The organism is Rufibacter ruber, from assembly GCF_001647275.1.
In the GTDB taxonomy this organism is placed as follows: domain Bacteria; phylum Bacteroidota; class Bacteroidia; order Cytophagales; family Hymenobacteraceae; genus Nibribacter; species Nibribacter ruber_C.
Genome location: NZ_LRMM01000007.1, coordinates 26,113 through 41,122, shown reverse-complemented (window position 1 = coordinate 41,122; position 15,010 = coordinate 26,113). Strand labels below are relative to the sequence as shown.

The following is a 15,010-nucleotide window of genomic DNA, read 5'->3' as shown; positions in this document are numbered from 1 at the left end:
CTGAACAAACGGAAACCGAAAACCTGTGAAGCCCGTCCAGCCCAAGAAACACCTAGGTCAGCACTTTCTCACCGACCTCAACATCGCCCAGAAGATAGTAGAGGCGCTCCGGCTGCCCAATGGGGTGCAGGAGGTGCTGGAAGTGGGGCCCGGCATGGGCGTACTCACCCAGTTTCTGGTGCAGCACCCGGAGTATCAGACCACCATTGTAGACATTGACCGCGAAAGTATTGCATGGCTGAACGAGCATTTTCCGCAGCTGGAGGGCCGCGTACTTTTTGCCGATTTTCTTAAAACCGACTTGAAAACGCTCTTTAAAGGGCCATTCGCGGTGATTGGCAATTTCCCGTACAACATCTCCAGCCAGATTTTCTTCAAGATTCTGGAGCACCGCGACCAGGTGCCCGAAAGCGTGGGCATGATTCAGAAAGAGGTGGCCGAACGCATTGCCGCGCCGCATGGCTCCAAAACCTACGGCATCATGAGTGTGCTTTTGCAGGCGTTTTATACTATTGAGTACCTGTTCACGGTGCATGAGCACGTGTTCAATCCACCGCCTAAGGTGAAATCTGCCGTGGTGCGCTTGACGCGTAATGAAGTGGCGCAGCTGCCGTGTGATGAGAAACTGTTTTTCAAGGTGGTCAAAACCAGCTTCGCCACTAGGCGGAAAACCTTAAGAAACTGCCTAAAACCCTTTAATTTACCTGTGGCGGTCACGCAAGACCCGCAGTTTGATAAACGCGCCGAACAGTTGAGCGTAGACGATTTTATCCAGTTGACCCTCTTGATTCAGCAGCATGCAAACTGAAATCACCCGCGAGTTCATTGATCAGATAGAAGACGCCATTGCCCGCCGTGATGCCGCGTTCATTCTCTCCAACATGGAGGAAATGTACCCTCCAGACATCACCACGGTACTCTATGAACTCAACCTGGAGCAGAGCAAGTACGTGATGGATTTGCTGCCTGCCGAGGTGGGCGCTGAAATCCTGAGCGACCTGGACACCGATGTGCGCACTAATTTCCTCAAGAACTTCACCATTGAGGAAGTGGCCCGCTACATAGCCGAAATGGACTCTGATGACGCCGTGGACGTGCTCAACGAGCAGACTGTGCAGCGCAAAGAGGAAATCATCGCCCAGTTGGAAGACCGCGAGCACGTGGCCTACATCATTGACCTCTTGCACTATGACGAAGATTGCGCCGGCGGGCTCATGGCCAAGGAGCTGATCAAAGTGAACATCAACTGGCATGTGGGGCAATGCATAGATGAAATCAGGCGGCAAGCCGAAGACGTGGAGAAAGTCTACGCCATTTACGTGGTAGATGACCGCGATAAGTTGCTGGGCCGGTTGAGCATGAAAACCCTCATTCTCTGCGGAGATGACACGCCCATTGCCAAAGTCTACGACCCCGATGTGATTGCCATAGAGTCGTTCAAAGACGAGCAGGAAGTGGCCAGCGTGATGCAGAAATATGACCTGGACGCTATTCCGGTAGTCAACATTCAAGGCCGTTTGCTGGGCCGCATCACCATTGACGACGTCATTGACGTGATTCAGGAACAGGCCGAACTGAGCCGCCAGCTCATGACTGGTATCACCGAAAATATTGAAGAAGATGACAGCGTGTTCCGGCTCTCCCGGGCGCGTTTGCCGTGGCTCATGGTGGGCATGGTGGGCGGTTTGCTGGGAGCGCGATTCATCGGCCTGTTTGAAGGCGATATTGCCATTATTCCCGCCTTAGCCATGTTCACACCCTTAATTACCGCCACCGGCGGAAATGTTGGCATTCAGTCCTCGTCCATCATCATTCAGACCCTGGCCAATAAAACGGTGCTGTTTGATAATTTCACCACCAGAATTGTCAAAGTTTTGCTGGTGGCTATCATCAACGGGTTGGTCATGTCAGGGCTGGTGCTGGGGTTCAATGTGTTGTTTGGAGTAGAGTTGACCTTGTCTTTGGTAGTGGCCGTGGCGTTGTTCAGCGTGGTGTTACTGTCTTCGTTCATGGGCACCGTCACACCCATGATTCTGGATAAATACGGCGTAAACCCCGCCGTGGCCGCCGGACCTTTCATCACCACTGCCAATGACTTATTAGGACTGGGCGTGTATTTCCTGGTGGCGCATTTGTTGTTAAGTCTGTAGAAGCAAAAATGTTGGTCAGTATTACAGAATCTTATTTTGTTGGCTTTGGAGTATTCTATCTATTAGGGTATTTGGTTAGTTATTCAAGAAAAGATAGTGACACCATTTTCTCGCCTAACATAGAAGCTTCTATGTTACTGGCTGTAAAGTGGGCGGGGTTCCTGTATTTGCCAATTTTGATATTAGAAGCGTTTTGGAACAATGAATTTTCATTAGATGATGATTCTTACTTTGCGGTTATCAATAGAATGTTTGGCCCTTATTGATTTTATTTCTGGTTAAAACCTATACTCTTCTTAGTAGCAACTTCTTTTCTATGGTCAAAAAAAGTTAGGGCTTCAAGATTTACTTTGCTTCTCATCGCTTTCCTTCTATTATTCACTCATTTTCTTTTTGATAGAATCTCCTCTCTGCCACTCTTAAACAGGGACTTTCTCCCTAGTAGCTGGACAATCATTTCCAAAGAATCTTTTTTTGAGAGGTTATTAGCTTTTAGTTGCCATTTGGTGATTTTTGCTGTAAGCATTTTAATTGTGAGTAGATTGAGAAGAAAAGCGCTTTTTCAAAAGCTGAAAAGGCATAAAGGATGATATTAATAATTTTACACCTTAGACTTCGTCTTAATCTATACTAATGCCTTTTTCTGAATCTTCCTTCCGCTGCCTTATCATTGACCTCATGCATGAAAGCTTGCTCCCCATGCTACAATCGCTGGGTGTGGAGGTAACCTACGTGCCTGATATTAAAAAAGAAGACGTTCCTGCTTTGTTGCCAGACTACCACATGCTGGTGGTGCGTAGCAAGCTGAGAATTACGGCTGAACTTTTGACAAATGCCCCCAAACTGGAAGTAGTAGCCCGCGCCGGTGCCGGGGTGGATAACATTGATGACGGCGTGCTGGAAGCCAGAAACATTACCTTGCTCAACGCCCCTGAGGGAAACCGTGATGCCGTAGGCGACCACACATTGGGTTTGCTGTTGGCACTGTTCCGGAAAATCACCGAAGGCGACCGCCAAATAAGAGAAGGCCATTGGCTGCGCGAAGAGAACCGGGGCGAAGAGATAGGCGGAAAGACCATCGGGTTGCTAGGGTATGGGCACATGGGCAAAGCGTTCGCCAAGCGGCTGATAGGCTTTGAATGTGAGGTGCTGGCGTATGACAAGCAGACGGTGGAAAATCCTTTTCCGCACGTGCGGATGACCTCTTTGGAGGAAATTCAGGAACGGGCCCAGGTGCTGAGCCTGCACTTCCCGTACAACCAGGAGAACCACCATTTTGTTAATGAACAGCTGGTTTCAGGTTTTAAACAGCCGTTCTGGCTCCTGAACACCGCCCGCGGCGAAGTGCTAGACCATGCGGCTTTGGTGGAAGCCTTAAAATCCGGACAGATAAAAGGAGCTGCGCTGGACGTGCTGGAAAACGAGAAGCTGAAGACGTGACTCCGGAGCAACAGGAACGTTTAAACTATCTGCTAGATCACCCGCGGGTAATCCTGACCCCGCACATTGCCGGCTGGACGCAGGAATCTTATGTGCGCATCAATGATGTGCTGGTAGCAAAGCTGAAAAGTTATCTGGAAGAGAGAAAGTGATTTCCGTTTTTGGGCTGTTTTCTGAAAAGTAGGCCAGAAACGTAGCGGCGTTACCCTGTAACGCCGAGGTTCCATGAAACTGTAATGGCTCTCCCGCCAGAAACATTTCTCATGAAGAGCATTTCAATTGCTAAGATGGGCAGCGGGTTTTGGAACTTGTATAGCTGCGTAGAACCACGGCGTTACAGGGTAACGCCGCTACGGGTTAGGTTTATATTTTAGCCTTTTTTAGGGAAATAGAGTGAAAACAAGAGAAGGCGGGTGGGTGCAAAACTCAAGTGGCACCCACCCGCCTTTCCTTTGATTGAAAAAAAACAATCAATTAGAACCTCAATTCATTACCGCTGCGGGTTGAACTGGACGCTGGAGTACCCAATAATCAAATCTGCGCGCGTTCCCGGCGGACGGTAATACACCAGCACATCATACACGTTCTCGGTGGCGAAGTGGCTTCCTTCGTAATAACGGGAATCGGCTTGGCCGTTGGCACCCTTCACGGTGAAGTAGTAATTGTAGTAGCCTTGTTTGAGAAGTGCAGAGCCGGTATACATCTGATGGGCGGCATCATACGTCAGCTTGAAATTTTCCTTCAGCTGCCAGTCAGTGAAACCGCCGAAGACATAGACCGGGCCGGGGGCGGGCTCAGGGGAATGCAGCCGGAAGAAAACCCGCTGATAGTCGGCGTTCAAAGGGGCGTTGCCGTATTCGCGGCTCCCGAAGAGGAACTTGCCGTTGGCGTCTGGCTGGGTGCTGTAGGCTTCGCGGGCGCGGCTTTTACCCACGGTGGCAAAAATCTGGTCAGGCGAGGTGGAGACATCGCGGCGCTCCACCCCTAACCCGCTGAACCGCTCACTGCGGGTGTCCAGGGCCCGGAACTCGTTCAAGCCCAGAAAGGTCTGCTCCACGTCAAACAGCTGATACTCCAGCCTGCGCTGCGCCTCCTGCACAAAAGTGGGTTTGGTGAAGAATTTGGCGTTGTCCCAGCGGTGGTTCTGGCGCATGATGACTTTCACTTCCTGCGCCGGGTTCACAAGAGGGTATTGCGCGTAAAATACGTTGAAGTCTAACTGCTGGCGCACGTAGCGGTCTCCGGCGCCGGGAGTGGCTACCGGCCTCAGCCCCACCGTTACCAGCTCCTCAAACACCACGTACCGTCTGCTTAGCAGAAGATTGCCGCCTTCCTCTGAGACTTCCAAGAGGTAGTTGCCGCTCAGTTTTACCCGGGGCACCTGAAAACGGTAGTGCCAATACGGAACCTTGGTGCCCGCAGAGGCTTCTACCTGGTTGATGTAAAACTCGTTGAAGTCCTGCACAAACTGGAGCGCCTGGAGCTGGCTGGGCTGCCAGTTGATATCACAGTGGTGGAGCCGCACCACCGCCCTGCCGCGGGGGGCAGAGAAACGGTCAAATTCCAGCAATAGGCCACCCGACTGATTCAACGGTACCACCGGCGGGGCCAGCACATCTGCCACGTTGTAACTCTGTGCATAAAGCTGCACTGACTGCACATCTGAGGTGTACACCGCATCTTCATACCGCAAAGCAGCCCCGGTGCCAGAAGCCCCGGTGCCGGAGCCGGTCTGCTCCACGGGCACACATCCGGCCAGGGCCAGGGAAGCAAGGGCAAGTGACAGTAAGCGATTCCTCCAGGTTCTATTCATTTTCCAGTGTTCTAGGTGGCAGGCTTTCCTGCTGCACAGATATCTAAGACAGGTTGCTGCTTTGATGAAAACCGTGCAACGGCTCTGATGTTCATTAGTAACGCGCAACTTTATCAAATCTGGTGCTGGGCAGAAGTTCTTTTCTCCTGTTTTGGGGCTGTTTTTCAGAAAACAGCCCCAAAACACAAACCCTCACAGGCTCTTAGATACCTGCGTGGGGTATCAATTATTTCAACTGGTTTTCCAGGGCGTCTACCTGGTCCATGAGTTGTTCCCAGGCCGTCTGCTCCTTGTCTAGCTGGGCTTTGACTTTGTTGAACTGCTGGGTGGCCTCGTGCAGGGCATTGGGGTCAGCGTAGGTGCTGGGCAGGGCCAGTTTGTTTTCGCAGTTTTTCAGCTTGGCTTCCAGTTCGTTCACCAGCCCCTCTACCTGCTTCAGTTTCTGGTTGGCTTTCTTTAGCTCCTGCTCCAGTTCCTGCTGCTGGCTGGCTGTGGGCTTGGGTTTGTTTTCGGCCTTGGCCGATTTTTGGGGCGCGGAAACAGAGCGTTTCTGGTCTTTCTCCCGCTGCTCCATCCAGTACTCGTACTCATGGTAGGTGCCGGGGTACTCCTTCAACTCATGGTTCTCAATGTACCAGATTTTGTTCGCCACGCTCTCCACAAAGTAACGGTCGTGGGAAATGACCACAAACGTACCCTCGTACTGCTCCAGCGCCTGAATGAGGATGTTCACACTCTGCATGTCTAGGTGGTTGGTAGGCTCATCCAGCAGCAGGAAGTTGGCTTCTGAAATCAGGGTTTTGGCCAGAGCCACGCGGCTTTTCTCACCCCCAGACAGAACTTTGATCTTTTTGAAAACGGTGTCGCCGGTGAACAGGAACGAACCCAACACGCCGCGCAACTCCATCTCGGTGCGTTTGCTGCCCGCCTGCACCATCTCCTGCAGAATCTCGTTCTCCACGTTCAGGCTCTCCAGCTGGTGCTGGGCGTAGAAGGCCATGATCACGTTGTGGCCCAGCTGGCGCTCCCCTTTAATGGGTTCATCGCCGGCAATGATGCGCATGAGGGTAGACTTCCCTTTTCCGTTGGCACCAATGAGGGCAATTTTATCGCCGCGCTCTATGTTCACGTGCGTGTTCTGGAAAATGAGTTTGTCGCCATAGCTTTTGCTCATGTTCTCCAGCCTTAGAATATTGCGGCCGGGCTGCACCGTGAACTGGAACTTGAAATTGACCACGGGCGCATCGGCGGCCACGTCTTCAATGCGCTCCATTTTCTCCAGGGCCTTCATGCGGCTCTGCGCCTGCTTGGCTTTAGTGGCCTTGGCTTTGAAACGGGCAATGAACTGCTCGGCCTGCTTGATCTGCTGCTGCTGGTTCTCATAGGCGCCCTTCTGGATCTCGTTGCGCAGCTCTTTCTCCTCCAGATAGAAGCTGTAGTTGCCGGCGTACACGTTCAGCTTACCGCCAGATACTTCTACCGTGGTGTTGGTGGTCCGGTCCAGGAATTCGCGGTCATGGGACACAATGACCAGGGCACCTTCATAGGCGGCCAGATAGTTTTCAATCCATTTGATGGAAGGCAGGTCCAGGTGGTTGGTAGGCTCATCCAGCAGCAGGAGCGAGGGTTTCTGCAACAGGATCTTGGCCAGCATCACGCGCATGCGCCAGCCTCCGGAGAAGGTGCGCAGCGGCTGCTGCAGCTCCTCAGTGGTGAAGCCCAGGCCTTCCAGAATCTCTTCGGCCTTGACCTGAATGTTATAGCCGTCCAGCGCCTCAAACTGCTCCTGTAGCTTGGCCAGCTTGTCAATGTGCTCGTCCTGGTAGTTGGTTTCCATCTCATGCAGCACCTCGTCAATGCGGCGCTGCACCTGAATAGCCTCTTCAAAGGCCTGCATGGCCACTTTCAGGATGCTCTCATGGGTGTCATAAGACAGCAGGTCCTGGTTCAGGAAGCCCAGGGTGGTATCACGGCTCATTTGGATTCCGCCGCCGTCAGGCTTGTACTCGCCCACCAGCAGGCGCAGCAGGGTTGATTTGCCGGTGCCGTTGAGCCCCACCAGCCCAATCTTGTCTTTGGGTTTGATGTGCAGGTTGGCGTCTTCGTACAGGGTGCGGCTCCCGAAATGGAAGTGAAGGTTATTGATGGAAATCATGGATCAAGGCGTATCAAACCGCAAAGGTACAGATTTCTGCAGAAACCTGATTTTACCAGGGCTGCGGGTAAATTCCTGTTTTTGACCTGTTTTCTGGAAAACTGCCCTAAAACAGATACAAGCTGGCCCGGCGGGGCCGGAGCTTGCGGGGATCTTTCTGTTTTTGCGCTATTTTTTGGAAAACAGCCCTAAAACGCCCAACTTCGTTGCACCTATGGTAGCCATTGTATCTCTTCTAGACGCGCAACATTCTGACCAACTGAACCGGCTGATCTTTGAGCTGGAGCGGGAATTTGGGCTCAAGGGGGTGCAGATGACCCCTTACCCGCACATCACGTGGCTCACCGTGAATGACGGAAGCCTCCATAACCTGCAGGAGACCCTGGGGCACGCGGCGGGCATCTGTTGCAAGTTCAAGGTCAGAACCACCGGCCTGGGCCTCTTCCCGGGCGAGAAGCCAGTCCTGTTCATACCGGTCCTGCGCACCCCGGCCGTGAACCGGTTCCATGCGCAGCTGTTTGAGGCGGTTGGCCTGATCTGTCAGGAGATTGGCTCGCATTATTACCCAGAGACCTGGGTGCCCCACCTCTCCCTGGCCCTGGGCGACACGTCCCCTGAGGTGGTGGCCAAGGCTATGGCGTACCTGAACCGGGAGCCGTATAATTGGCAGATTGAACTGGATAACCTCACGCTGCTCACCAAGCACGGCGAACTGTTCCTGAAAGACGGCGAGTTCCCGCTGGTGGGCACAGAAGAAGGCGCCGCCTTTAAACTTACCAAGTCCTGATTTCCGCTGGGCCTATAGGATTTCCTGTTTTGGGGCTGATTTCTGAAAAACAGCCCCAAAACAGGAAAAGACTGCTATCTGTACGGAGACAGGCATCAGTAAAATTCACTTAACGTTGGGTTTGCAGTTCCCTTACTTTCTCCTGCAGGATCTCCAGGGCCAAATCAAAGGTGGCTTTGTGGGTTCTGAAGGAAAGGATGGCAAACCGCAGCATAAAGTCATCGCCTAGTTTGGTAGAGGAGAGAAAAACGCGCCCGTCTTGCTGCACCGCCTGCACCAGCCGCTGATTGAAGGCGTTGGCATCAGCCCCGGCAGCCGGCAGGTACCTGAAAATCACCACAGACAGCGCTGGCGCCGCCGGTGTTTCAAACCCGGTAAGCTCCTGAAGTTTGGCGTAGGCGTATTGTGCCAGCAGCAGTTTCTCTTCCAGGGCGCTTCTAAACGCCGCCACCCCGTGCAGTTGAAGCGGGAGCCACAGCCGCAGCCCCCTGAAATGCTTGCTCAGCTCCGGTGAAAGGTCTGCGGGGGAGTATTCCTGGTCTGCTGCCAGGGCATCTTGCATGTAATTGGCCGAGTAGTAGTGGGTTTTGGCCAGCTGCTCCCGGTCTTTGATAAGTACGGCGCCAGACCGTACGGAATAAACAACCCCTTATGAGGGTCCATGACCACTGAGTCTGCCTGTTCAATCCCCCGTAAAATCTCTTTGCCAGACGGGGCCAGCGCGAAGAATCCGCCGTAGGCGGCGTCTACGTGAAACCACAGCTGGTGCTGTTGGGCAACGGCTGCCAGTTCAGGGAGAGGGTCAACGGCCCCAACATCTGTGGTCCCCGCTGAGGCCACCAGCAGCCATGGGGTTAAACCCGCCGCCTTGTCCTGTTCTATGACCGCCCGCAGCGCCTGCGGTTGCATGCGGTAACGGTCATCCATGGGGACCAACCGGGTGGGGCACTCCCCTAAACCGGCTATGCGCAGTGCTTTGTTCAGGCAATGGTGGGTATGGCTGGTTAGGTACACCACCGCCTCTGGAACAAGGCGGGAAGTTATTTGCTTCGCATCTCGGGCGGTGGCCAGGGCAATCAGGCTGGCAATGCTGCCCCCGGAGGTGAGGTTGCCAGCGGCCTCTGCGGGAAAGCCAATGGTCTCTGCCATCCAGCGCAGGAGCAGGTTCTCCATTTTCACGGCACCGGGGGCAGAGTAGAAGATGCCGGCGTATTTGTTGGCCACGGCGGCCAGATAGTCCCCCAGCCCGGCATAGTACAGCCCGCCTCCGGGTATATAGCCCAGATGCCCGCCAGAGGCGGAATTGATACCCGGGGTGTCTACTTGGTGTTGGAGTACCTGCAGGGTCTCTGCTATAGGCTTGGGCAGCTCGGGAATGGCAAAAGGCGCCAGGCTGTCATGCGTTTCTGAACGGGGAACAAAAGCCGGTGCCTCAGGGAGGGCTTCCAGAAAGTGCTGGGCATACCGTTCTACTGCCTGTTGCATGGGAAACCGGTGTGAAGCGTCTGGCTCCAGAAGAAGAGCGTGCTGCTCCAGTTCCTGGAGACGGGCCTCAAGTTGGGAAATAGACATGAAGTGGTTTTTCTGGCTGCTAATCTACAGCAAATTATAAAAGGTTTTGCTGTGGCCTTGGCTCTAAAAGCCAAAAAGACCCTTTCCCTTGCCGGTACAGGCAAGGGAAAGGGTGGCAGGGTGAGAAAGGGGAAATAGGTTAGTTTGAAAGGGAGTTGTCGCGCAGGTAGCCTTTCCGGAAGACTCTGTACTGGTCAAAAATGGTTCTTACCGCCCGGTTCAGGTAAGCTGTGTTTTCAGCAGACTTGTCAGCGAGCACGCCAGAGGTATAGCCTTGCCAGACGGCATTCTGCTTTTTATGGTCCAGCAGCGTCACCAGCAGGGTACCCTGCGACATGAACATCTTCACCGGCCGGTAAGGGTCATGTTCTTTAGCGGGCTCCTCGTTGTTCACCAGCCAGATGTCAAACTCTTCCTGCTCATAACCTTTCATGTTGAGGTCATTGAAATACAGGTAGTAGCTTACCAGCAGGTCAGGTTTCTTTTCTGTAAACTCGTACCCCTGAATTTCCAGCCTCTCTTTGATAAACTTCTTGAGGACTTCATAGTTCTGCGTGGTGGCGCTGTCCTGCTCTGAGGCGTGGGTGACAAAATTGAAGGTTTTGTATTTGTGGAAGGTGCCGGTATAGCTGTAGTCAGACCCAAATTTACGGGCCTTAAACATCATGCAGCCATTCAAGCCAAAGACCAGCAGCAGAAGCACAATGGTAGATACGTAGTAAAGCTTTCTCATTTTTTTGACCTTAGTGTTAAATTTCTGTACCTCCGTTACTTACGGTAGTACCTTCCAGGAAGGTTTTAAAAAATTATAAGAAAAGTAAAATTCTGTAGAAATACGGGAGCGCCCCTTTTCCTGGCGGTGTTTTAAAAGATGAAAACCTGCCTTAAGACAAATTAGAATACCTTAGATGACAGCTTTTCTTTACGGGGTAAGGTTTGCCAGCCCCGGAAAAAACCTTCAGTAGTCTCTTTGGCTAGCGGGGGAGCTTTCCCCGTTATGTCATTTGCCTGGTCCTATGTTCCTCTAGTCTTATAAAATCAGCAACCAGAGAAGATGCTGGAAAAAAAAAAGCTGCGTAGGTTGCTGAATTAAAGCTACTTAGATTTGTCTGAAAAACAATAGCCAGACAGGTGAATCTGCGGCGGGCATAAAAAAAGCGGGACAAAACGTCCCGCTTTTGGAAAAAGTAAGCCGGAAACGGCTGTTACTTGTCTAGTACAATGGCGAAAATCAACGGGGCCACAATGGTGGCATCTGATTCAATAACATATTTAGGCGTGTTCACCCCCAGTTTCCCCCAGGTGATTTTCTCATTCGGCACGGCGCCTGAGTAAGAACCGTAGCTGGTGGTAGAGTCAGAGATCTGCGCAAAATAGCCCCACAACGGAACCCCCGTACGCTGCAGGTCCTGGTGCAGCATAGGCACCACGCAGATAGGGAAGTCACCGGCAATACCGCCGCCAATCTGGAAGAAACCAATGGTAGACTCCTCGGTGGCCGTTTGGGTGTACCACTCGGCCAGCTCCATCATGTACTGGATACCGGTTTTCACAGTATGCACATTCTTAATGTCGCCGGAAATGACGTGGCCGGTGTAGATGTTGCCCAGGGTAGAGTCTTCCCAGCCCGGTACAAAAATTGGCAGGTTCTTCTTGGCGGCTTCCAGCATCCAGCTGTTCTTAGGGTCTATCTGGTAGTGCTGCTCCAAATCACCAGAGAGCAGGATCTGGTAGAAGAACTGGTGCGGGAAATAAGCTTCACCGGCCTGGTCAGCTTTCTGCCAGTATTTCAAGACGGTGTGCTCCAGGCGACGCATGGCTTCCTCCTCTGGAATACAGGTGTCTGTCACGCGGTTCAGGTGGCGGTCCAGCAGCGCCTGCTCGTCTTGCGGCGTCAGGTCACGGTAGTTAGGAATACGCTCATAAAAATCATGGGCCACCAGGTTGAAGATGTCTTCTTCCAGGTTGGCGCCCGTACAGGTAATGGCCTGCACTTTGTCTTCCCGAATCATTTCAGCCAGAATAATTCCCAACTCTGCGGTACTCATGGCGCCCGCCAGGGTGATCATCATCTTTCCGCCGTCATTCAAATGCGCTTTATAACCTTCAGCGGCATCAATCAGGGCAGCGGCGTTAAAGTGCTTGTAATGGTCTTTCAGGAACTGCGTTACCTTCATTTCTTATCTTTGTGTGTTAAAAGTGATGTGGTGAAATTCTATCTCTTTATAATCTAGGGTGATTACAAGAGGCAAACATCCTAACCCAGTGGTTAGTTCGGTTTTTCTATGATGAAATTGTGGTTGGTGTAAATGCAGATGTCGGCGGCAATGGTGAGCGCCTCCCGCACCATTTCCTCAGCGGTGAGGTGCGGCGCGTGCTTTTTCAACGCCAGGGCGGCCGACTGGGCATAGGTGCTGCCAGACCCAATGGCCGCTATCTGGTAGTCGGGCTCCAGAACATCACCGGTGCCGGAAATAATGAGCAGCTCCTCTTTGTTGGCTACCACCATCATGGCCTCCAGCTTGCGCAGGTACTGGTCTTTGCGCCAGTCTTTGGCCAGTTCAATGGCGGCGCGCTTCATGTTGTTGCCGTAGGCGTTGAGTTTCTCCTCAAAGCGCTCCAGCAGGGTGAACGCATCTGCGGTGGAGCCGGCAAAACCGGTAATGATTTTCCCGTCCTGCAGCTTTCTGATTTTACGCACGTTGCTTTTGGCCACATATTTATCCATAGTGGCCTGCCCGTCTGCCCCAACGGCTACTTCGCCGTTATGGTAGATGCCCAGCACGGTGGTTGAACGTATTTTTACCATAAGTGTCTTTCCTGTTCTAGTGATACGTACGTTTACGCACGCAATTGCCGCGAAACTACGACAAACTTTTGGAAATCACGAGCACCCTATCCCCCGGGGCGTTTCTGACCTGTTTTTTAGAAATTAGCCCCAAACCGGGTGGTAGGTTTTCCAACTTATTCCTTTATTATTGTCACTTCCCCCTAAAGGGGAGGAGCTGACCGAAGATTACTTAGTAAAAAAAATAAAAAAGTTATCACCAAACGATTTGCTGTCTCGCTGGGATTTTTACCTTTGCAGGCTCCACTGTTGCAAAAAACCACCTAATCTACTATGAGTCGTTTAAACCTCCTTGAAGAAACCCGGTATGAAAAGCTTCCGGTAACCGTTTTCCCGGATCAGCATGATGCCTCCAGAACAGTTGCCAGACGAATTGCGGAGCTGATCAGAAGAAAGCAGCAAAATGGGGAGAAAACTGTTTTAGGACTGGCTACCGGTGCCACCCCGGTGGGTGTCTACGCAGAGTTGGTGCGCTTGCACCGGGAAGAAGGGCTGAGCTTTAAGGATGTGATCACCTTCAACTTGGACGAGTACTACCCCATGCAGCCTACGGCCAAGCAGAGCTATGTGACGTTCATGAACGAAAACCTGTTTGACCACATTGACATTGACCGCAACAACATCAATATTCCTGACGGTACGCTTCCGTTAGAGGAGATACCGGCGTTCTGTCTGGAATATGAGCGCAAGATAGAGGCGTTAGGGGGGCTTGACCTGCAGGTGCTGGGGATTGGCCGTACCGGTCACATTGGTTTCAACGAGCCAGGTTCTGCGCCTAACTCGGGTACCCGTCTGGTAACACTGGATGACCTGACCCGCCGTGATGCTTCGCGTGATTTTGGGGGGAAGGAAAATGTGCCCACCAAAGCCATCACTATGGGCATTGGTACCATTTTCAAGGCGCGTGAGATTGTTCTCATGGCCTGGAACGGAAAGAAAGCCTCTATCATTAAGAAAGCGGTGGAAGGGGAGATTTCCAGCGAGGTGCCGGCCACGTATCTCCAGCTCTCTGACAATGTGGAGTTTGTCTTGGATCAGGATGCGGCTTCAGAACTCACCCGTTTTGATACGCCGTGGCTCACCAGAGACTGCGTATGGGATGAGCAACTGACCAAAAAGGCAGTGATCTGGCTGTCATGTGAGGTGGGCAAACCAATCCTGAAACTCACTGAAGAAGACTACAACAACCACGGTATGGCCCAACTGGCCGTAGACCGTGGACCGGCCTATAACATCAACATTGACATCTTCAATAAACTGCAGCACACCATTACCGGCTGGCCGGGTGGTAAGCCCAATGCAGATGACTCTGAGCGTCCTGAGCGCGCCTTGCCGGCCCAGAAACGGGCCATTGTTTTCTCGCCGCACCCAGATGATGATGTGATCTCCATGGGGGGGACGTTCATCCGGTTGGTAGACCAGGGGCATGATGTGCACGTAGCGTATCAAACCTCAGGCAACACCGCGGTGTGGGATGATGACGTGCTGCGTTATATGGAATTTGCCATTGACTTCAACAAGAGTATTGGTGATGATTCAGGTAAACTGACTTCTATCTATGAGGAGATGCGTTCTTTTATTGAGCAGAAGCAGCCGAACCAGGTAGATACCCCGGAGATCCAGAACGTGAAAGCCTTCATCAGAAAAAGTGAAGCCATTGCGGGCGCCCGCTATGCCGGTCTGGAAGATGACCACATCCACTTCCAGGCGTTGCCTTTCTATGAAAGCGGCAAGACCAAGAAGAACCCGGTAACCGATGCAGATATTGAGTTGACCATGCAGTTGCTGCAGGAGGTGAAACCCCACCAAGTGTTTGCAGCCGGTGACTTTGAAGACCCGCACGGCACCCACATTGTCTGCTTCAATATTATTGTGGAGGCCCTGAGAAGACTCCGCGCCAATGGCGAAACCTGGGTAAACGATTGCTGGCTCTGGATGTACCGCGGGGCGTGGCATGAATTTGAGACCCACGAAATTGAAATGGCCGTTCCGCTTTCTCCGCAGGAAGTACAGCGCAAGAAAGCCGCCATCTTCAAGCATCAGTCGCAGAAAGATACGCCGGTATTCCCGGGTGATGACGCGCGGGAGTTCTGGGTACGTGCCCAGGAGCGCAACCGCGAGACCGCCCGCCGGTATGACCGCCTGGGCCTAGCCGATTATGAAGCCATGGAAGCGTTTGTGCGCTTTAAATTCTAATCCCTTCCCTAGATCCTGATCTGTCCGGAGCCGCTTCCAAGTATTGGGG

Annotated in this window: 11 protein-coding genes and 1 pseudogene; 6 read left to right on the top strand and 6 right to left on the bottom strand. The window is 52.5% G+C overall.

From position 1 onward, the window contains the following. The first annotated feature begins 25 nt into the window (after positions 1-25). The 4 genes from rsmA to A8O25_RS23705 all read left to right on the top strand — a co-directional run bounded on the left by rsmA (position 26) and on the right by A8O25_RS23705 (position 3,742). Positions 26-808: a 16S rRNA (adenine(1518)-N(6)/adenine(1519)-N(6))-dimethyltransferase RsmA gene (gene rsmA, locus A8O25_RS04495; RefSeq protein WP_066831434.1), complete on the top strand. Its 783-nt coding sequence runs from the start codon at positions 26-28 to the stop codon at positions 806-808. Continuing rightward, the gene (mgtE, locus tag A8O25_RS04490) at positions 798-2,150 is read left to right on the top strand and encodes a magnesium transporter (protein WP_066831431.1); all 1,353 of its coding nucleotides are present in this window, start codon (positions 798-800) and stop codon (positions 2,148-2,150) included. Before rsmA ends, mgtE begins: the two co-directional genes overlap by 11 nt. A gap of 699 nt (positions 2,151-2,849) precedes the next feature. Then, entirely contained in the window at positions 2,850-3,590 is a 741-nt protein-coding gene (locus A8O25_RS04480) for an NAD(P)-dependent oxidoreductase (RefSeq protein WP_241498933.1), read from the top strand. Continuing rightward, positions 3,587-3,742, top strand: coding sequence for a hypothetical protein (locus tag A8O25_RS23705; protein ID WP_241498932.1), 156 nt, complete (start codon positions 3,587-3,589; stop codon positions 3,740-3,742). The genes A8O25_RS04480 and A8O25_RS23705 overlap by 4 nt, the downstream gene beginning before the upstream one ends. A 338-nt stretch (positions 3,743-4,080) precedes the next feature. Here A8O25_RS23705 and A8O25_RS04475 read toward each other — a convergent pair whose 3' ends face one another. Together A8O25_RS04475 and abc-f are read right to left on the bottom strand one after the other, a co-directional pair. Beyond that, positions 4,081-5,403: a type IX secretion system plug protein gene (locus A8O25_RS04475; RefSeq protein WP_066831425.1), complete on the bottom strand. Its 1,323-nt coding sequence runs from the start codon at positions 5,401-5,403 to the stop codon at positions 4,081-4,083. 226 nt (positions 5,404-5,629) lie between these two features. Continuing rightward, entirely contained in the window at positions 5,630-7,558 is a 1,929-nt protein-coding gene (gene abc-f / locus A8O25_RS04470; protein ID WP_066831422.1) for a ribosomal protection-like ABC-F family protein, read from the bottom strand. A gap of 214 nt (positions 7,559-7,772) precedes the next feature. On the opposite strand from abc-f, the gene A8O25_RS04465 reads away from it, so the two are divergent. Continuing rightward, complete coding sequence (locus A8O25_RS04465; RefSeq protein WP_066831420.1) at positions 7,773-8,345, top strand: 2'-5' RNA ligase family protein; 573 nt, start codon at positions 7,773-7,775, stop codon at positions 8,343-8,345. A 109-nt stretch (positions 8,346-8,454) separates the two neighbouring features. Here A8O25_RS04465 and A8O25_RS04460 read toward each other — a convergent pair. From A8O25_RS04460 to hslV, 4 genes and pseudogenes are all read right to left on the bottom strand, one after another. Then, positions 8,455-9,830: pseudogene (locus A8O25_RS04460) on the bottom strand (pyridoxal phosphate-dependent decarboxylase family protein). Between the two features lie 226 nt (positions 9,831-10,056). After that, a complete protein-coding gene (locus A8O25_RS04455) occupies positions 10,057-10,650 on the bottom strand; it encodes a DUF4136 domain-containing protein (protein ID WP_066831411.1) in 594 nt (197 codons plus the stop codon). Positions 10,651-11,122: 472 nt separating this feature from the next. Continuing rightward, positions 11,123-12,094 carry a deoxyhypusine synthase family protein gene (locus A8O25_RS04450; RefSeq protein ID WP_066831408.1) on the bottom strand — a complete coding sequence of 324 codons (972 nt, stop codon included), beginning with the start codon at positions 12,092-12,094 and terminating at the stop codon, positions 11,123-11,125. A 92-nt stretch (positions 12,095-12,186) separates the two neighbouring features. Then, positions 12,187-12,726 (bottom strand): ATP-dependent protease subunit HslV, encoded by a 540-nt coding sequence (hslV, locus tag A8O25_RS04445; RefSeq protein ID WP_066831404.1) that lies wholly within the window; start codon positions 12,724-12,726, stop codon positions 12,187-12,189. A gap of 312 nt (positions 12,727-13,038) precedes the next feature. Here hslV and nagB point away from each other — a divergent pair, with 312 nt between their 5' ends. Continuing rightward, the gene (gene nagB, locus A8O25_RS04440; RefSeq protein ID WP_066831402.1) at positions 13,039-14,961 is read left to right on the top strand and encodes a glucosamine-6-phosphate deaminase; all 1,923 of its coding nucleotides are present in this window, start codon (positions 13,039-13,041) and stop codon (positions 14,959-14,961) included. The last annotated feature ends 49 nt before the right edge of the window (positions 14,962-15,010 follow it).

Coding starts and splice junctions, on each gene's coding strand:
- mgtE (WP_066831431.1), top strand. CDS start 798: ATGCAAACTGAAATCACCCGCGAGTTCATTGATCAGATAGAAGACGCC.
- A8O25_RS04480 (WP_241498933.1), top strand. CDS start 2,850: ATGCTACAATCGCTGGGTGTGGAGGTAACCTACGTGCCTGATATTAAA.
- A8O25_RS04475 (WP_066831425.1), bottom strand. CDS start 5,403: ATGAATAGAACCTGGAGGAATCGCTTACTGTCACTTGCCCTTGCTTCC.
- abc-f (WP_066831422.1), bottom strand. CDS start 7,558: ATGATTTCCATCAATAACCTTCACTTCCATTTCGGGAGCCGCACCCTG.
- A8O25_RS04465 (WP_066831420.1), top strand. CDS start 7,773: ATGGTAGCCATTGTATCTCTTCTAGACGCGCAACATTCTGACCAACTG.
- A8O25_RS04455 (WP_066831411.1), bottom strand. CDS start 10,650: ATGAGAAAGCTTTACTACGTATCTACCATTGTGCTTCTGCTGCTGGTC.
- A8O25_RS04450 (WP_066831408.1), bottom strand. CDS start 12,094: ATGAAGGTAACGCAGTTCCTGAAAGACCATTACAAGCACTTTAACGCC.
- hslV (WP_066831404.1), bottom strand. CDS start 12,726: ATGGTAAAAATACGTTCAACCACCGTGCTGGGCATCTACCATAACGGC.
- nagB (WP_066831402.1), top strand. CDS start 13,039: ATGAGTCGTTTAAACCTCCTTGAAGAAACCCGGTATGAAAAGCTTCCG.